10 protein-coding genes and 2 tRNA genes are annotated in these 16,100 nt (G+C 58.9%); 2 read left to right on the forward strand and 10 right to left on the reverse strand.

Features of this window, described 5'->3' with window-relative positions:
• Positions 1-106 precede the first annotated feature (106 nt).
• From M0G74_RS09430 to M0G74_RS09475, 10 genes are all read right to left on the reverse strand, one after another.
• Positions 107-1,900: an acyl-CoA dehydrogenase C-terminal domain-containing protein gene (locus M0G74_RS09430; RefSeq protein WP_160153934.1), complete on the reverse strand. Its 1,794-nt coding sequence runs from the start codon at positions 1,898-1,900 to the stop codon at positions 107-109.
• A gap of 387 nt (positions 1,901-2,287) precedes the next feature.
• Positions 2,288-3,352 carry an AraC family transcriptional regulator gene (locus tag M0G74_RS09435; protein ID WP_248216346.1) on the reverse strand — a complete coding sequence of 355 codons (1,065 nt, stop codon included), beginning with the start codon at positions 3,350-3,352 and terminating at the stop codon, positions 2,288-2,290.
• Positions 3,353-3,362: 10 nt separating this feature from the next.
• Positions 3,363-3,569 carry a hypothetical protein gene (locus M0G74_RS09440; RefSeq protein ID WP_160153936.1) on the reverse strand — a complete coding sequence of 69 codons (207 nt, stop codon included), beginning with the start codon at positions 3,567-3,569 and terminating at the stop codon, positions 3,363-3,365.
• Positions 3,570-3,977: 408 nt separating this feature from the next.
• Complete coding sequence (locus M0G74_RS09445; protein ID WP_248216347.1) at positions 3,978-5,417, reverse strand: class II fumarate hydratase; 1,440 nt, start codon at positions 5,415-5,417, stop codon at positions 3,978-3,980.
• Between the two features lie 101 nt (positions 5,418-5,518).
• Positions 5,519-5,953, reverse strand: coding sequence for a hypothetical protein (locus M0G74_RS09450; RefSeq protein WP_160153938.1), 435 nt, complete (start codon positions 5,951-5,953; stop codon positions 5,519-5,521).
• 154 nt (positions 5,954-6,107) lie between these two features.
• Positions 6,108-8,144 carry an NAD-dependent DNA ligase LigA gene (ligA, locus tag M0G74_RS09455; RefSeq protein WP_248216348.1) on the reverse strand — a complete coding sequence of 679 codons (2,037 nt, stop codon included), beginning with the start codon at positions 8,142-8,144 and terminating at the stop codon, positions 6,108-6,110.
• 109 nt (positions 8,145-8,253) lie between these two features.
• Complete coding sequence (gene zipA, locus M0G74_RS09460) at positions 8,254-9,765, reverse strand: cell division protein ZipA (RefSeq protein WP_248216349.1); 1,512 nt, start codon at positions 9,763-9,765, stop codon at positions 8,254-8,256.
• A gap of 117 nt (positions 9,766-9,882) precedes the next feature.
• Positions 9,883-13,386 carry a chromosome segregation protein SMC gene (gene smc, locus M0G74_RS09465; RefSeq protein ID WP_248216350.1) on the reverse strand — a complete coding sequence of 1,168 codons (3,504 nt, stop codon included), beginning with the start codon at positions 13,384-13,386 and terminating at the stop codon, positions 9,883-9,885.
• A 424-nt stretch (positions 13,387-13,810) separates the two neighbouring features.
• Positions 13,811-15,133, reverse strand: coding sequence for a c-type cytochrome biogenesis protein CcmI (gene ccmI, locus M0G74_RS09470; RefSeq protein WP_248216351.1), 1,323 nt, complete (start codon positions 15,131-15,133; stop codon positions 13,811-13,813).
• On the reverse strand, positions 15,111-15,677 hold the full coding sequence (locus M0G74_RS09475) for a cytochrome c-type biogenesis protein (RefSeq protein ID WP_248216352.1): 567 nt from the start codon (positions 15,675-15,677) through the stop codon (positions 15,111-15,113). Before M0G74_RS09475 ends, ccmI begins: the two co-directional genes overlap by 23 nt.
• 216 nt (positions 15,678-15,893) lie before the next feature.
• On the opposite strand from M0G74_RS09475, the gene M0G74_RS09480 reads away from it, so the two are divergent.
• Positions 15,894-15,969: transfer RNA gene (locus M0G74_RS09480), tRNA-Val, on the forward strand.
• 49 nt (positions 15,970-16,018) lie between these two features.
• A tRNA-Asp gene (locus M0G74_RS09485) sits at positions 16,019-16,095 on the forward strand.
• The last annotated feature ends 5 nt before the right edge of the window (positions 16,096-16,100 follow it).

Below are 16,100 nucleotides of genomic sequence, written 5' to 3' on the forward strand. Positions count from 1 at the left end.
TCGGAGCTCCGCTGTTGCTTAGAGCCGGATTCCACCGCCGTTGGTGGACTCCAGATTCAAAAACACCGCCACTATTGCCAGTGGCGGTGTTTTGCTGACATCAAGTTCAGAATACGAAGTGTTCCGCATCCAGACTCATGAGGTTGTCGGCGCCGCTCAGCATGGTGCTGGCGTGTGTTGCGGTACGCGGCAGAATGCGGTCGAAGTAGAAACGCGCGGTCGCAATTTTGGCGCGGTAGAAGTCTTCTTCACTGGTTCCCGCTGCAAGTTGCTCGTTGGCCACTTTGGCAGCCAGCGCCCACAGGTATGCCTGAACGGCGTAACCGGAATACATCAGGTAATCCACGGAAGCCGCGCCGACTTCGTCGGGGTTTTCCATGGCTTTCACACCGACGTTCATGGTCAGCTCGCCCCACTGCTTGTTGATTTCCTGCAGCTTGCTAACGAAAGGCGCCAGTGCTTCATTGTCCACTTCCGCCTGGCAGAACTTGTGCACGGTTTTGGTGAACTTGCGCAGCAGTTCGCCCTGGCTCATCAGTACTTTACGGCCCAGCAGATCCAGCGCCTGAATACCGGTGGTACCTTCGTAGATGGTGGAGATACGGGCGTCGCGCACGTTCTGTTCCATGCCCCACTCGGCGATGTAACCGTGACCACCAAAACACTGCATGCCCAGGTTGGCAGATTCATAACCGGTTTCGGTCAGGAAGGCCTTGGCGATCGGCGTCAAGAACGCCAGCAGGTCGTCGGCGTCTTTACGCTCTTCGTCAGAACCTACCTGGGTGCGATCCACTTGCTGTGCACACAGCATCACCAGCATACGACCACCTTCGGCAAATGCCTTCTGGGTCAGCAGCATACGGCGCACATCCGGGTGCACGATGATCGGATCGGCCGCGCCTTCCGGATTTTTGGGGCCGCTCAGGGAGCGCATCTGCAGGCGGTCTTTGGCATAGGCCAGGGACTTCTGGAAGCCCGCTTCCGCGTGTGCCACACCCTGCAGCGCCGTACCCAAACGCGCGGTGTTCATAAAGGTGAACATGCAGTTCAGCCCTTTGTTCGGCGGGCCGATCAGGTAACCCTTGGCGCCGTCGAAATTCAGCACCGCGGTGGCGTTGCCGTGGATACCCATTTTGTGTTCCAGAGAGCCACAGCTCACACCGTTGCGCTCACCCACGGAGCCATCCGCAGTGGGCAGGAACTTGGGTACGATAAACAGGGAGATGCCCTTGGTGCCCGCGGGGGCATCCGGCAGGCGAGCGAGAACGATATGGACGATATTTTCCGCCATGTCGTGTTCACCGGCGGAAATGAAAATTTTGGTACCGGAGATGGCGTAAGACCCGTCATCATTGGGCTCAGCCTTGGTGCGCAGGATACCCAGGTCGGTACCACAGTGCGGCTCGGTCAGGCACATGGTGCCGGTCCAGCTACCCTCGACCAGCTTGGTCAGGTAGGTGTGTTTTTGCTCGTCAGTACCGTGGGCTTCCAGGGTGTTCATGGCGCCATGGGACAGGCCAGGGTACATGCCCCAGGACCAGTTGGCGGTGCCCACCATCTCACTCAGAATGGTACCGAGAGACGGCGGCAGACCCTGGCCACCGTGATCCACATTGTGCGCCAGAGACGGCCAGCCAGCTTCCACGAACTGCTGATAGGCTTCCTTGAAGCCTTCCGGAGTGGTGACCTCACCGTCATTCCAGGTACAGCCCTGCTGATCACCGATCTGATTCAGGGGGGCAAGTACGTTCTCACAGAACTTGGCGCCCTCTTCCAGAATAGCGTCCACTACGTCCGGACTGGCATCTTCATAGCCCAGAGTCGCGTAGTGCTGATCCCAACCCAACATTTCGCGCATGGCAAAGCGCATGTCGCGCAGCGGAATTTTGATCTCGCTCATTCTGTGTACCCTCTTTCGCAATTTGTACTTTGTGGATCGGGTTTGTTATGCCCGAGAGTCTCAGCCAGGGGGCAACAGCTGCCACGCAAACCTGTGACTCAACTTTTGGTTTTATTCATATTAGTTCCAATTCCCCAATAGCCACTATGGCGAAAAGTGCCCAAAGCACTAACAAAATCCGGCGGCGCCGGATAGAAATTGGCAACAGAACGAATTCAAAAACGAATATAAGGACAGGGTCACACGAGACAGAAAAATCGGACGCTGGCTGACTGATGATTCAGCCAAATGGGCATGACCAGCTGGACATAAAAATGCGGTGCGACGCGAGAGGCAATGGGCCCCGCCGCACCAGATGTATGTATTTTGATATACGTTTGGGAAGCGCTAGAGACCGACTGAAGTGGAACGCGGGCTCTTGCGGTATTCACCCGGCGTGACCCCGGTCCACTTTTTAAAAGCGCGGAAAAACGCGCTGGCCTCATCAAACCCTAACATCTCTGCAATCTGCGTATTGGAGAGGTCGGGGCAGCTCAGGTAGTGAAACGCCGCTTCCATCCGGCACTCGTCTTTAAGCTTCTGGTAAGAAGTATTTTCCTGCTGTAATTTTCGGCGCAGGGTTGTCACCGACATATTCAAGCGCTCGGCAACCGCCTCTGCGGCGGGCATGGACTCGCTCACATCCCGGTTCAGAATGGTTTTCACCTTGGTCTTGATGCTGTTGGCATTTCCGTCACTGATTACCAGGTGGTAAGGCGCAGTGCGGATAAAATCTTCCACTGTCTGGGGGCTCTGGACGATCGGATAATCCAGGTAGCGCCCCTCGTACTCCAGCGCATTGGCCGGTTGATCGAACAGCAACTCTCCGGCCTCACTTTGTGCCAGAGCCGCAAACTCTTCCGGGCAGGGAAACGAAAAATGCAGTTTGGCCAGGGGGATTTCCCGCCCAACCAGCCAGCAATAGAAACGATGCCACACCGCCAGGGTCGTGCGAATCACTCCCGGAGTAGTCTCTGCAATAAGCTGTTCGAACTCGCCCGGTGCCAGAGAGCTGATACCCTGGATCACCACCTTGTCGCGTTCGCCCTGCGGCTGCAGAATCGGCTTGACCCTGAATCCGCGACAGATTTCCATAAACTCTGCGCTGAGGGTGATGGCCTGACGGACCGTTGCGCAGTTGACCACCGTCAGGCACAGCAGGCGAAACGACCCGGAACGCACCCGCCCGCCACTGAGCATGCCGAACCACTCGTCCTGGGATAGCCACATTACCCGCTGGTAGAGTCGCCCGTATTTGACCGCAGAAAACGCCGCAGTATCTTCAAGGTCCTGCTCTGAAATATCCACCGATGCCAGCAGTTCGCCGCGGTCGCAGCCGTGCTGGGCGGCCTCGTCCAGCAAGCGCTGAACATAGGCAATGGGGATGCGGATATCATCGTTGTCGTGGTCCATTACAACTCTTTTACTTATCTTTGCGATTGCGCAGCCAATTGATCAATGCACCGAATCCAAATGCAACAGCGACAATCACTGCCAGAAACACCAGCATCAACACCAGATAACTGAGTACATCTGCGACCGGCAGATCCCAGCTCCAGATCGCCGCCGCAATAAAAGCGACGCAGGCAAGCACACTGGTGACGAATGAACGACGGCGTTTTATGGCCATAACTACAACACTTTTGCTAACGAATGGACGGCTGGTCGACGATTTACGGCAACACTACCCTTAATACTATAGAAATCGGTGGGCGCTCACGGTATCCGGCCCAGATGGCGCCGAATCGTGCAGCATAGGCCCACCGCTGTCAACGAACCCCCTGTTCGGGAAACGGGCGCGGGCCGCAAGGGAGATGAGTCTTATGGGTGAACGTAAACATATGCTGCGAAGGGAAGACAGGAGCACGTTGCGCAAACTGGCAATGTGGGTGGAGTGCATGATGCTGATTGCGGGCTCGGTCCTGCTGGGCATTCTATTACTGAGCTAATCCCGCTTCCGCCGTACCGGTGCACATCCTGCGTCCCCTTATACCCCGCATCCCCTTATACCCCGCATTCCCTTACACCCTGCGCACCTTCACTCCTTGCCCTGAATACCGCCGCGGCTCAACTGTACCGGATCCAGCAGCTGCTCCAGCTCCTGCAGCGAAAGATCGGTCAGCTCGACCGCCACCTCCAGTACCGGCCGGCCACTGGCATAAGCCGTTTTGGCAATTTCTGCGGCCTTGCTGTAACCGATGACAGGGTTGAGTGCGGTAACCAGAATCGGGTTGCGCCCCAACATTTCGCGCATGCGCGCCTCGTTTACGGTAAATCCGGTGATGGCCTTGTCGGCGAGATTACGTGCCGCAGCTGCCAGAATCTGGATACTTTCCAACAGGCTGAATGCAATCACCGGCAACATGACATTGAGCTGAAAATTACCACTCTGCCCAGCCACGCTAATCGTGGTGTCATTTCCCATCACCTTGGCCGCCACCATGGCAACGGATTCCGCGATTACCGGGTTGACCTTGCCCGGCATAATACTGCTACCGGGCTGCAATGCGGGCAGCGCTATCTCTCCGAACCCCGCCAGGGGTCCGCTGTTCATCCAGCGCAGGTCGTTGGCAATTTTCATCAGCGCCACCGCTAACGTTTTCAACTGCCCGGAAACCTCGACCGCGGTGTCCTGGCTGGCGATCGCCGTAAACAGGTTATCCGCCGGGCGCAGGGAAACCCCGCAGTTATTGCTTAGCTTGCGCGCGAACAGGGATGCAAATTCACCCTCGGCATTGAGCCCCGTGCCTACCGCTGTCCCGCCCTGGGCCAGCTGCGACAGGCGTGGCAAGCAGTCTTCAATACGCTCACTGCAGTGTTCGATCTGCACTGCCCAGGCCAACAATTCCTGCTCCAGAGTAATGGGTACCGCGTCCATCAAGTGGGTGCGCCCGGTCTTGACCACGCCGGATACCGCAGCCGCCTTCTCGCGAATCACCAGGATCAAATGTGCCAGTGCCGGCAGCAACCGGTTCTGTATACCCAATTGGGCGGAAAGGTGGATGGCCGTGGGGATCACATCGTTACTGCTCTGGCACATGTTGACGTGATCGTTGGCACTGATCGCGAGCCCCCCCTGCTCTGCCGCCAGGTGCGCCAGCACCTCGTTCACATTCATATTGGTGCTGGTGCCGGAGCCGGTCTGGAATACATCCACCGGAAACTGTGTGCGGTAGTCCTGCCCGGTCAGCTGATCGCAGGCAGCCACAATGGCCTGCGACCGCTCGGCGTCGAGCAGCCCCAGACAGTGGTTGGTCTCGGCTGCTGCCTTTTTGATCGCAACCACCGCGCGCAAAAAACTTTCGGGCAGGATGTAATTACTTACAGGGAAATTTTCGACCGCACGCTGCGTCTGGGCACCATAGAAAGCGCTGACGGGCACCTGAACTTCACCCAGGCTGTCTTTTTCGGTACGAAAGCTTTCTGCCGCTGAGGGAGGATGGCTATCCGAGGGCGTCCCGGGCGATTTTTCAGGCATAGGCAAATCCTGTCGGTCAACAGACGGGGTGGGGAATTGCTATCAGCGCAAGGGTAACGTGTGCCAGGTGGAATTGGCAGGGGAGCCGGTTGAACGACAACTCAGATACTGACGCGCCCTTCCTGGGTCCACTCACAGCGCACCTGCATATCGCCGCAGCCGGGCTCGTGATAGAGACCGGCAGCTTCCCAGTTGAAAGAATGCGTCCCGGAGAGTTCGGTCTCCAGGTGTACGGTGGCAGACACCCAGTACATGCTGCGCAGCAGCTCTTCGAATTTTTCGATCCAGTGATTCCATTCATATTCCACGGCGCGATAGGAAGCACCGAAATGGATCACATCGGTCTGGTACTGGGATTGCTTCACCTTAATGGTGGGAATGGAGAACATGTCGCGGCACAAAAAGGGCCACTCGTCGGCACTCGGCAGGGCGAGAACAGCTTCGCGATTAACCCGGCGGCGGTCGCTGCCGCCGGTGAGGCTGTTACTGTCTTTGATACAGCCGTAAACAATGGATTCCTGATCGCCCTGAATCACTCTGCGCTAACCCCTACGCTAATCCCGCAGCACCATGAGTGCTGTCAGCGGGCCAATTCGAAAATTATTCCGCCAACTGTAACGGCGCGACCGGGAGAATTCTACTGCCAGATGCCGCCAAATTTTCGACCCGATCGCATTTCAGACAGAGCGATTAAATTTCGACACCCTGCTCGCGCAGCATCGCAATTAACCCCTCTTCATCCAGCACCGGCAAATCCAGATCCCGCGCCTTGTTCAATTTTGAACCAGCGCCTGGCCCCGCCACCACCGTATGGGTATTGGCAGAAACACTGCCTGCCACCTTCGCCCCGAGCCGCTGTAAGTAATCCTTGGCCTCGCTGCGCGAGAGGGTCTCCAGCTTACCGGTCAGTACCCAGGTCTGGCCCGCCAGTGGCTGCGAGCCCGCCTCCTGCACCTCTGCCTCCCAGTGCACACCGGCCTGTTTGAGCGCCTCAATTTCTTCCAGGTTGTGCGGCTGCTCGAAAAACTCCGCGACATAGTGGGCAACCACCGGGCCCACATCGTCCACCTGCTGCAGCGCCTCGACGTCTGCCTGCATCAACTGCTCAAGGTCTCCGAAGTGCTGCGCCAGATTGCGCGCAGTGGCCTCCCCCACTTCACGAATTCCAAGTGCATACAGGAATTTGGGCAGGGTGGTGGCTTTGCTTTTCTCGAGCGCATCCAGAAGATTCTGTGCCGATTTTTCGCCCATCCGCTCCAACGCCACCAGCGGCGCCAATGACAGGTGATAGAGCCCGGACACGGAATTGAGCAATCCCTCATCCACCAGTTGCTCGACAATCTTGTCGCCAAGGCCATCGATGTCCATGGCCTTGCGGGAGGCAAAATGCTTGATCGCCTGCTTGCGCTGGGCGCTGCAAATCAGCCCGCCACTACAGCGGGCCACCGCCTCACCCGGTGTAGCTTCGACCGGCGAATCACACACCGGGCAGTGGTCGGGAAACACAATTTCCCGCGCATCCGCCGGGCGGCGGCTCTCCACCACCGAAACCACCTGTGGAATTACGTCACCGGCGCGGCGAATGATCACCGTGTCGCCAACCCGCACGCCCAGACGCTCGATTTCATCCCGGTTGTGCAGGGTGGCGTTGGATACGGTCACACCGCCCACAAATACAGGCTGCAACCGCGCGACCGGCGTTACTGCACCGGTGCGCCCCACCTGGAACTCCACATCCAGCAACTGGGTCATTTCTTCCTGAGCGGGAAACTTGTACGCGGTTGCCCAGCGCGGCGCGCGGGCAACAAACCCGAGACGTTTCTGCAGCGGTATGCTGTTAACCTTGAAAACAATACCGTCAATGTCGTAGGGCAACTGTGCGCGCTTGTCGCCCAGCCTGCGGTAGTATTCGATACAGCCTTGAATATCCTCGGCCACCGCCATTTCGCTGTTAATCCGAAAGCCCCAGCGATTTAATTGTTCGAGAATATCCGAGTGGCGCTCGGGCAGGTCACCCCCTTCCACCAGCCCCACACTGTAGGTACAGAGCTCCAGCGGGCGTTGCGCAGTAATACGGGAATCCAGCTGCCGCAGGCTTCCGGCTGTGGCATTGCGCGGGTTTACAAAGCCCTTCTCTCCCGTCGCGCGCGCTTTTTCGTTCAGCGCCGCAAAACCCGCCTTGGGCATATAAATTTCGCCGCGCACTTCCAGCACTGCTGGCACGTCGTCCGCCAGCAACTTCAATGGCACCGAATAAATGGTGCGCACATTCTGCGTGATATCTTCACCCACGGTGCCGTCCCCGCGGGTGGCCGCCCGCTCCAGTACACCGTTGCGGTACAACAGGCTGACGGCAATGCCATCGAGCTTGGGCTCACAGGCGTATTCCACCGGTGCCTGGTTGTTCAGGCGGTCACGGATACGGCGGTCGAAATCCTCGATTTCCTCATCGTTAAAGGCATTGTCCAGCGACAGCATCGGCATTTCATGACGTATCTGGGTAAACGCCGCCAGGGGCTCCGCGCCAACCCGCTGTGTGGGGGAATCGGCGCTGATCAGCTGCGGATGCTCTTGCTCCAGCGCCTGCAGCTCACGCAGACAGCGGTCGTATTCAGCGTCTGGCAGTTCCGGCGCATCCAGAACGTAGTACTGGTAATTCGCACGGTTGAGAATATCGTGCAGTTCCAGAGCACGCTTGTGTGTTTCCGGGGGAAGTGTATTTGTCATTTTTTATCCGCAAAAATGGGGAATTCTTGCCACTGGAAAGGAGGTCATGTTCTACGAAAGCATGAATCTAGGAGCCTGGGCGCAGGCTCCTAAGATGGTTCCGGGGATTTCAGGCCTGGGCTTTGGCCAACGCTTTCCGGCGCTGGAACTCCATAACCCGCTGACGATAGTGCTCCGCTGTCTGCGCGGTAAACACGCTGCGGTTTTCATCCTTGAGCTCGCCACCCAACTGCTCGGAAACTGTCCGCGCGGTAGTTAGCAGGGTATCGAAAGCCTTGAGTGCCTCCACTTCCGCCGGCAGCGCCAGGAACAGGCTGACGCCCGGGGTGGTGAAATCTTCCATGTCGGACATGTCAAAGGTGCCCGGCACGACGATATTCGCCAAGCTGAACAACACCGGGCCTTCTCCAGCCTCGCCACAGTGGTAGTGGAAGATGTTCATGTCACCGAAGCGCAGCCCACTGGAAAGCAGTACCCGCAAAAGGTCATTGCCCTCAAAGTAATCACCCTTGGGGGCCATGATATTCAGGATCAATACTTCTTCCACCGGGCGTTCACTGCGCGCGTCACTGCCGCGCTTGCCGTTGCGACCGCTGTTGCGGCCCTTGGCTGGCGCATCCTGTGGTGCCCGGGAGTCCTGTGCCGGGCCTTTCTTCAGCTCGGGGAACTTCAGTTCCGGCAATTTGATCTCGGCACTGGCCCAACCGGGTTTCAGGGCGCGCGCTTTTTCTGCCGCCGCAGCGACCACGCCAGCTTTCCCACCGACTTCGTCCGCCGCCTCCCGCCACTGCTCACTGTCGTCCTGCGCGGACACTTGTTGCAGCGACTCCAGGCTAACGGACTCATCGAGGGAAGGCTCGCGCCGGTCCGCCAGTATGGGCTCATCGGCGAGACCAGCCACTGGGTCAGGGTTGCGTGTTTCCGCAGATGCGGTCGCTACCGCAGACGCTTCCGCTGGCGGCCATTCATCGGCAGGCTCTACTTCGGCGTCCGCGACCGAATCCATCAGCATCGGCACCTGCTCTTCCAGGTTGAGGGAAACCTGTTCCGGCACAGAAGCCTGAGCCGGTTCCACCGGAGCCGCTTTGCCCACTGGGGCATCAACCGGGTCCGTGTCCCTGCGTTCGGGCTTGCTGCCGGCCAGCGGCTTGCGGGAAGAGTGGAAATTCTGCTGTACCTGACGGTTTACCTGGCTGGCATCCTCGGGTTTGCGGCGCTGCACCACGCGCACGGTACCCGGCAATTCCGCGGCGATTTGTCGACGCTTCTCCGCTTCTTCCGGATCAATCAATTCGAGTTCACTATCTGTCAGCAACGATGGCTTTTTTTCGACGGTGAAGGATGCACTCGCTTGAGGGACATCGGTACTTTCAGGGCCGACAGCAGAAACGGCAGCAGCTGGCTGCTGAGGCTTTCTCGCGGCCTGCTCCGGCGGCTCTACGGAGCGCGGCCTCGAGAGAATGCCGTCATCGTAATCGTCACCCAGATCCCGACGCATGGATCGAGACAGGTTGCGCGACACTTTCATCGTGTCCCGGTGCTTGAGATAGGCACGGCGTGCGCCATCCAGCACCACTGCAAACAGCACCAGTGCCAGCAAATTGATCAGCCAATTGTCCATGTGTGCTCCCCTCTCCCTACGCCCACATCCATTGAACCCGTGCACTCATATTCCGCGGGTTGTATATCACCGGGATCTTCCGATCAACACAACTCGGTGTGCTTTTCACAACACTCATCACGCAGACGCCAGCTCCGCAGCCTCTTCCACGTCCACCGATACCAGGCGCGACACCCCCGGCTCGTGCATGGTTACCCCGAGCAACTGATCGGCCATCTCCATGGCAATCTTGTTGTGGGTAATGTAAATAAACTGCACGTGCGCCGACATCTCTTTCACCATGCGCGCGTAACGCCCAACGTTGGCGTCATCCAGAGGTGCATCTACCTCATCCAGCATACAGAAGGGCGCCGGATTCAGGCGGAAGATGGAAAATACCAGCGCAATCGCGGTCAGTGCCTTTTCCCCACCGGACAGCAGGTGAATGGTACTGTTTCGCTTGCCCGGCGGACGCGCCATGATCGCGATGCCGGTATCCAGCAGATCATCGCCGGTCAGCTCCAGATACGCGTGACCACCACCGAAGACTTTCGGGAACAGTTCCTGCAGCCCGCTGTTGACCTGATCAAAGGTCTCCTTGAAGCGAGTGCGGGTTTCCTTATCAATGCGACGAATGGCGTTTTCCAGGGTTTCCAGCGCATCGGTCAGGTCACCGTGCTGGCGATCCAGGTAATGCTTGCGCTCCGACTCCTGCTTGTATTCGTCGATGGCCGCCAGGTTGATGGGGCCAAGACGGGAGATACGTGCCGCTACCAGCTCGATGTCCTGCTGTACGGCTTCGATGGTCAACTCTTCCGGGAGTTCCTCCAGCAGGGTATCCACATCGTGGTCGGACTCGTGCAACTGTTCAACCAGGCCACTGCGCTGGGTTTCCAGGGTCTGGGCCACCAGGCGCTGCTGCTCCAGCTGGGCACGCACGCCCTGGAGTGCAGACTCGGCTTTCTGGCGCTCCTGCTCCTGATTGCGCAGGCCACTTTCCACTTCTTCGAGCTTTTTGCGCGCTTCGGAAAGTTCGTTTTCCACTTCAATCCGCTGGCCCAGCTTCTCTTCCAGGTCACCCTGGTAATCCTGGGATGGGTCCTGAGCCTCTTCCATTTGCAGTAGCAGCTGTTCGCGGCGCTCGGACAGACGCTCCACCTGCTCCCGCAATACCTGCAGAGTGCGCTCAAGCGAGACCTTCTGGGTGCGCACAGACTGCTCGCGCATGGCCAGTTCGTGGGCGCGGTCTTTGTCTTCGCGGGCGCGCTGGCGGGCGGCGTCGAGGGTTTCCCGCAGCTCTTCGCGACGCGCCAACAGGGATTCACGGCGATCGGTATCGTCGCTCATGGCCTCCAGGGCCTCTTGCAGCACGATGCGCGCTTCGGAAATTGACTCCGCCTCCGCGTCTTTCTGCTCCCGTACTTCGGCGATTTCCTGCTCGATACGGTTGCGGCGCTCGTCCATCTGTTCCTGACGGGCGCGCTGGGCAGAAAGCTGGCTACGCAAATCGCCGGTGCGGCGGTTTAACTGCTCCGCATTGTTGCGCGCCTGTTCAATCCCGGATTCTAGTTCGCTGGCGCGGATACGCAGTTGTTCGCGCTGCTCGCTGAGTTCCTCGATACGTGCTTCACACGCAGCCAGGGATTGCTCAAGGTCTTCCAGCTCCTGTTTGCGCGCCAGAACCCCGGACTCGGCATCGGTGCCACGGCTGACCCGCAGCCAGTTGGGGCCCAACCAGAGGCCATCGCGTGTCACTATGGACTCGCCGCCTTTCAATTGACTGCGCAGCGCCAGCGCACTGGTGAGATCTTGCGCGGTGTAGATACCGTCAATCAGGCCAATCAGGGACGTCGGCCCCTGCACCACATCCGCCAGTTTCGGCAGACTGCCAGCGGCGGCTGCCGCGACACTCTGGCCATCCACGAACACGGCCTGTCCACCCTCGAGGCTTGCCAGGGATTCGCTCAATGACTCAAGCTGATCGATACATACCGCCTGCAGCTGGGCACCGAGCACGGTCTCCACCGCAGACTCCCAGCCTGGCTGGGCACTGATTTGCTCCGCCAGACGCGGGCGATCCTGTAAATTCTGCTGCTCCAGCCAGCTGGCAACGGACTTGCCCTGCCCCATGGCCGCCTGCTGCAACGCTTCCAGAGAGGCCTGGCGGCCGCGGCTGGTTTGCAGCTGCAGACGCTCTTTATCCAGGTCCGAGGCAATTTCGCTTTCGCGACGGCGCAACTCTGACTGCTGTTCCGTCTGCTCGGAAATAGACTCGCGCAGCTCCGCCAGCTGCATTTCCAGCTCGGCCAATTCTTCGTTTTGCTGCTCCAGTTCGCTGTCGTCGCCACTACCGGCAAGACTCTCGCGCTCATTCTGCAGTTTGCTAATACGGTCTTGCAGGCGCTGGGTAGAGGTTTCCAGGTGCTGGATTCGGGACTGCTCCACTTCCGCCTTCTGGCGAGAACCGGAGGCGCCCTGGTTGAACTGGTCCCACTCGTTCTGCCATTCGCGCATCAGGTCTTCGGCGGTCAACAGGCTCTGGGCAGACTCTTCTTCCGCCGCCTGCACCATTTCCAGATCCGGTACGATCACTTCCAGCTCGGCATCGAACTCCACCGCCTTTTCCTGGTCGGCCGCCAGCAGCGACTGGGACTCGCTGTACTCCTGCTCGGTGCGAGAAAGGTCCGTCTGCAATTGGGCGTTCCGCTCACGGGCATGGGAAATGCTCTGCTCCAGGCGCGCAATATCAGCGCCTACCGAGTAGAAGCGCCCCTGCACTTCGTTGAAGGCGTCGGACAGGTCGTGATAGGCCACGCGCCGCTCTTCAATGCCGGTATCGCAGCTCACCTGGCGGGTCACCAGCTCTTCTACGGTCAGCTCCAGCTCGCCAATTTGCTGCTGCTTCGCTTTGGCCTGATCGTCAAGATCGCGGTATTTGAGCGCCTGCAGGTGCGCCTTATGAGTGCGTTCCTCTTCCTTGAAACGGCTGTACTTTTCCGCCGCCGCCGCCTGTCGCTCCAGGCGCGACAACTGGCGATCCAGCTCGTCGCGAATATCAGTGAGGCGCTCCAGGTTCTCATGGGTCCGGCGCATGCGGTTTTCGGTATCCCGGCGGCGCTCCTTGTATTTGGAGATGCCCGCCGCTTCTTCGATAAAGACCCGCAGCTCTTCGGGCTTGGCCTCAATCAGCTTGGAGATCATGCCCTGCTCGATGATGGCGTAGCTGCGCGGGCCGAGACCGGTTCCCAGGAACAGATCGGTCACATCCCGACGGCGACACTTCTCACCATTCAGGTAATAAATATTCTGCCCGTCTCGGGTTACTTTGCGCTTGATGGAGATTTCACTGAATGCGGCATATTCGCCTGTGAGCTTGCCAGCGGAATTATCGAACACCAGCTCAATGGAAGCCTGACCGACCGGTTTACGGCCACTGGAACCATTGAAAATAACGTCGGTCATGGAGTCGCCGCGCAGATTCTTGGCGGACGACTCACCCATCACCCAGCGCACGGCGTCGATGGTATTCGACTTACCACAACCGTTGGGGCCGACCACGGCGCTGAGGTTGGAGGGGAAGTAGACGGTGGTCGGGTCCACAAAGGACTTGAACCCGGCCAGCTTGATGCACTTCAAACGCATGGTCTTGAAACTCGGTAATACCCGGCGCCCGTACAGCCACCATTCACGGCCGCCGAACGCTCTTCGTTGTAGTCATTAGGATTAGATCGCGACAAAACTGTACTGACGCTGCAGTACGGACTCTGCCAGCCACCTGGGGCGAACTGGCCAAAAGACCGCCAAATCGCCGTTTTATCTTTGCAAACCGCCGATTGTACATGGCTGCGGGCGCGGTTTCAGCGCTATTTTTGACCGGGCAGGACCATTCGCAGGACCATTCAAGGGCGCTAACCGGGTCACCCGATAGCGCTCAGCAGATATCCGGGCTTACCCGGCGCCGAGCCGGCCGGCCGCACGCGCCGGCGGTTTCTTGAGCACCGGAACCCGGTCTGGCAACCGGGAAGGGAAAGAGCCCGGCAAAGCGGGGAAATTGGCCAGTATTTCGTTAAATTTTCTGGTCAATGGCAATATGCAGCGGCTTGGACCAGTCACTGCGAGGCAAAGCTTTCACCTCACCCTGCCAATCCCCAGGTGCCGGCCGGGCATTACCGCTTACTGCGAGGCGCGCCACCACCTGTACCTCATCTACCGTCTTGAGGCTGCGCCCGGGCATCATCGCCCGGGACTCATCCAGCACCACCTCCGCCGGAAGATCCGCCGCACTCATGCGCACAATGGCAAGGGGCATGGGGCTTTCCGCGGTGCGCGCATAGATGAAAACCGGGGTGTCGGGAGCAGCCTGAACGGTGCTCGCGAGGGTGACTTTGACCGATATACGGTTTTCGCCAGCGCCACCCTCCGCAGCGCCCTGCCCCGCGGTTCCGGCCACCCTCACAGAGTCAGCCGCCGGTGCCGGCGCAGCGCCGACAACCGCTTCCGAGGCCGACTCGGCGCCACCGGCGTCCGCCAGCGCTTTTTCCGCACGGGCTACACCAGCAGAAAGGGCTTGTGCGGCATTGGAGCCCGGCGACATTTGCGACAAGGCACGCTGCCAGTGCGCTTTCGCCGCTGCGTAGTCTTTCTGCTCAAAAGCCGCGATCCCGGCCAGCCCCAGTGCAGTACTGTTGTTGGGCTGAGCCTCCAGCACCAGACTGACTTCTTTAAGCACCTCAGGTGTCACCTGGGAGCCGCTGGCAAAGAACAGCGCCTGAGCCAACTCTGCACGAATATTCGACGCCTGGGGCTCGTGCGCAACGATGTAACGGTATTCCGCGACCGCGCCCTTGATGTCATTACTGACCAAAAGGCGCTGGGCAAGTACGTAGCGACTGGAGAGGTCTTCCGGGTGCGTTTCGGCTCTTTCTCGCAAATGCTGGGTAATCCGCGCCTCGGCCACCATATCGGTCTCGCCCGCCTGGCTGGCGACGATATCCCGGTAAAGCGCCAGGTCATTGTGCGCGCCCCACGTGAAATACAGGCCCACCGCCGCGAAAGGCAACAGAAACGCCAGACCGAACAGCAGCCCGCGACCGCCGCTGTGCTGCTTGCGCAAACGGTAACCTTCGCCCTCTTCCGCGAGCAACTTGCGTGCAAGCTCCGCCTTTAACGACTGGTATTGCGCATCGCCAATAGCGCCGGTGGCTAGCGAGGTGTCCAGCTCTGCCAGGTGCTCCTTGAACAACGCCGCCTGCGCAGATACTTCTGTATTGTGATCCGGACCAGGGAGCCTCCTGCCCTGGCGAAACATCGGCCAGGCAATAAAAAACGCCAGAGGCAGCAGCAATAGCGCCAACATCAACCAGAGATCAATCATTGTTCTTGCTTCCACTCTCTATCCCGTTCGCTATTCCGCTCTCTATCTCGCGGTGCCCACTGCCGTCCAGTAACTGCGCCAAGCGCCGCTGCTCTTCAGGGCTTAAGGTATCCGTTTCGTCACCCTGGCGCCCGCCACGACCATTGCGTGAACGCACCACAATAACAATCAGGGTGAGCAAGCCAAGGGCTGCAAACACACCCGGCGCCAGCCACAGTGCCAGAGTGTTGCGCTGAAGCGGCGGCCGGTACAGTACAAAATCACCATAGCGCGCCACCATGTATTCATTGACTTCCTGATCGCTGAAGCCCTCCTCCAGCAGGCGGCGGATCTCCCGTCGCAAATCCGTCGCCACCATGGAATCTGAGCCGGCAAGATTCTGGTTCTGACATTTAGGGCAACGCATTTCCTCAATCAGTACCTGGTAGCGCGCCTGCAACTCCGGGGTGGATAGCTGCTCGATTTCAACCGAGGCCAGACTGAGAGAAGCCTTGGTGACCAGGAGGATGAACAAGGTCAACGCAGTGACCAGGGGCATATATGTGATTTTTTTCGGCACAGGTTTTCTCCGGCGGACAGTGTGGCCGTTTGGAAATTGATCCGATTATAGCAGCGCCACGACAGCCCTACACCCGTTGTGAATACTGGCTCCTGTCCACTTGGTACAGCCCCCGCGTCCGCCGCACAAACCGCTTAACTCTTTGAATCTCAAAAAAATTTTCAGAAAGCGTTGACGCCCCAAAAAAAATCATTACTATACGCAGCTCCTGACGCGGGGTGGTTAGCTCAGTTGGGAGAGCGGCGGCCTTACAAGCCGTAGGTCACAGGTTCGACCCCTGTACCACCCACCACTTCCCTTTCATCTGCTTGGCAGATTTTTCAAAGGGAAAACAGGAATGCGGACCGGTAGTTCAGTTGGTTAGAATGCCGGCCTGTCACGCCGGAGGTCGCGGGTTCGAGTCCCGTCCGGTCCGCCACATAC

It is taken from the genome of Microbulbifer sp. CAU 1566 (genome assembly GCF_023156515.1).
GTDB lineage: Bacteria > Pseudomonadota > Gammaproteobacteria > Pseudomonadales > Cellvibrionaceae > Microbulbifer.

Coding starts and splice junctions, on each gene's coding strand:
- M0G74_RS09430 (WP_160153934.1), bottom strand. CDS start 1,900: ATGAGCGAGATCAAAATTCCGCTGCGCGACATGCGCTTTGCCATGCGC.
- M0G74_RS09435 (WP_248216346.1), bottom strand. CDS start 3,352: ATGGACCACGACAACGATGATATCCGCATCCCCATTGCCTATGTTCAG.
- M0G74_RS09440 (WP_160153936.1), bottom strand. CDS start 3,569: ATGGCCATAAAACGCCGTCGTTCATTCGTCACCAGTGTGCTTGCCTGC.
- M0G74_RS09445 (WP_248216347.1), bottom strand. CDS start 5,417: ATGCCTGAAAAATCGCCCGGGACGCCCTCGGATAGCCATCCTCCCTCA.
- ligA (WP_248216348.1), bottom strand. CDS start 8,144: ATGACAAATACACTTCCCCCGGAAACACACAAGCGTGCTCTGGAACTG.
- zipA (WP_248216349.1), bottom strand. CDS start 9,765: ATGGACAATTGGCTGATCAATTTGCTGGCACTGGTGCTGTTTGCAGTG.
- smc (WP_248216350.1), bottom strand. CDS start 13,386: ATGCGTTTGAAGTGCATCAAGCTGGCCGGGTTCAAGTCCTTTGTGGAC.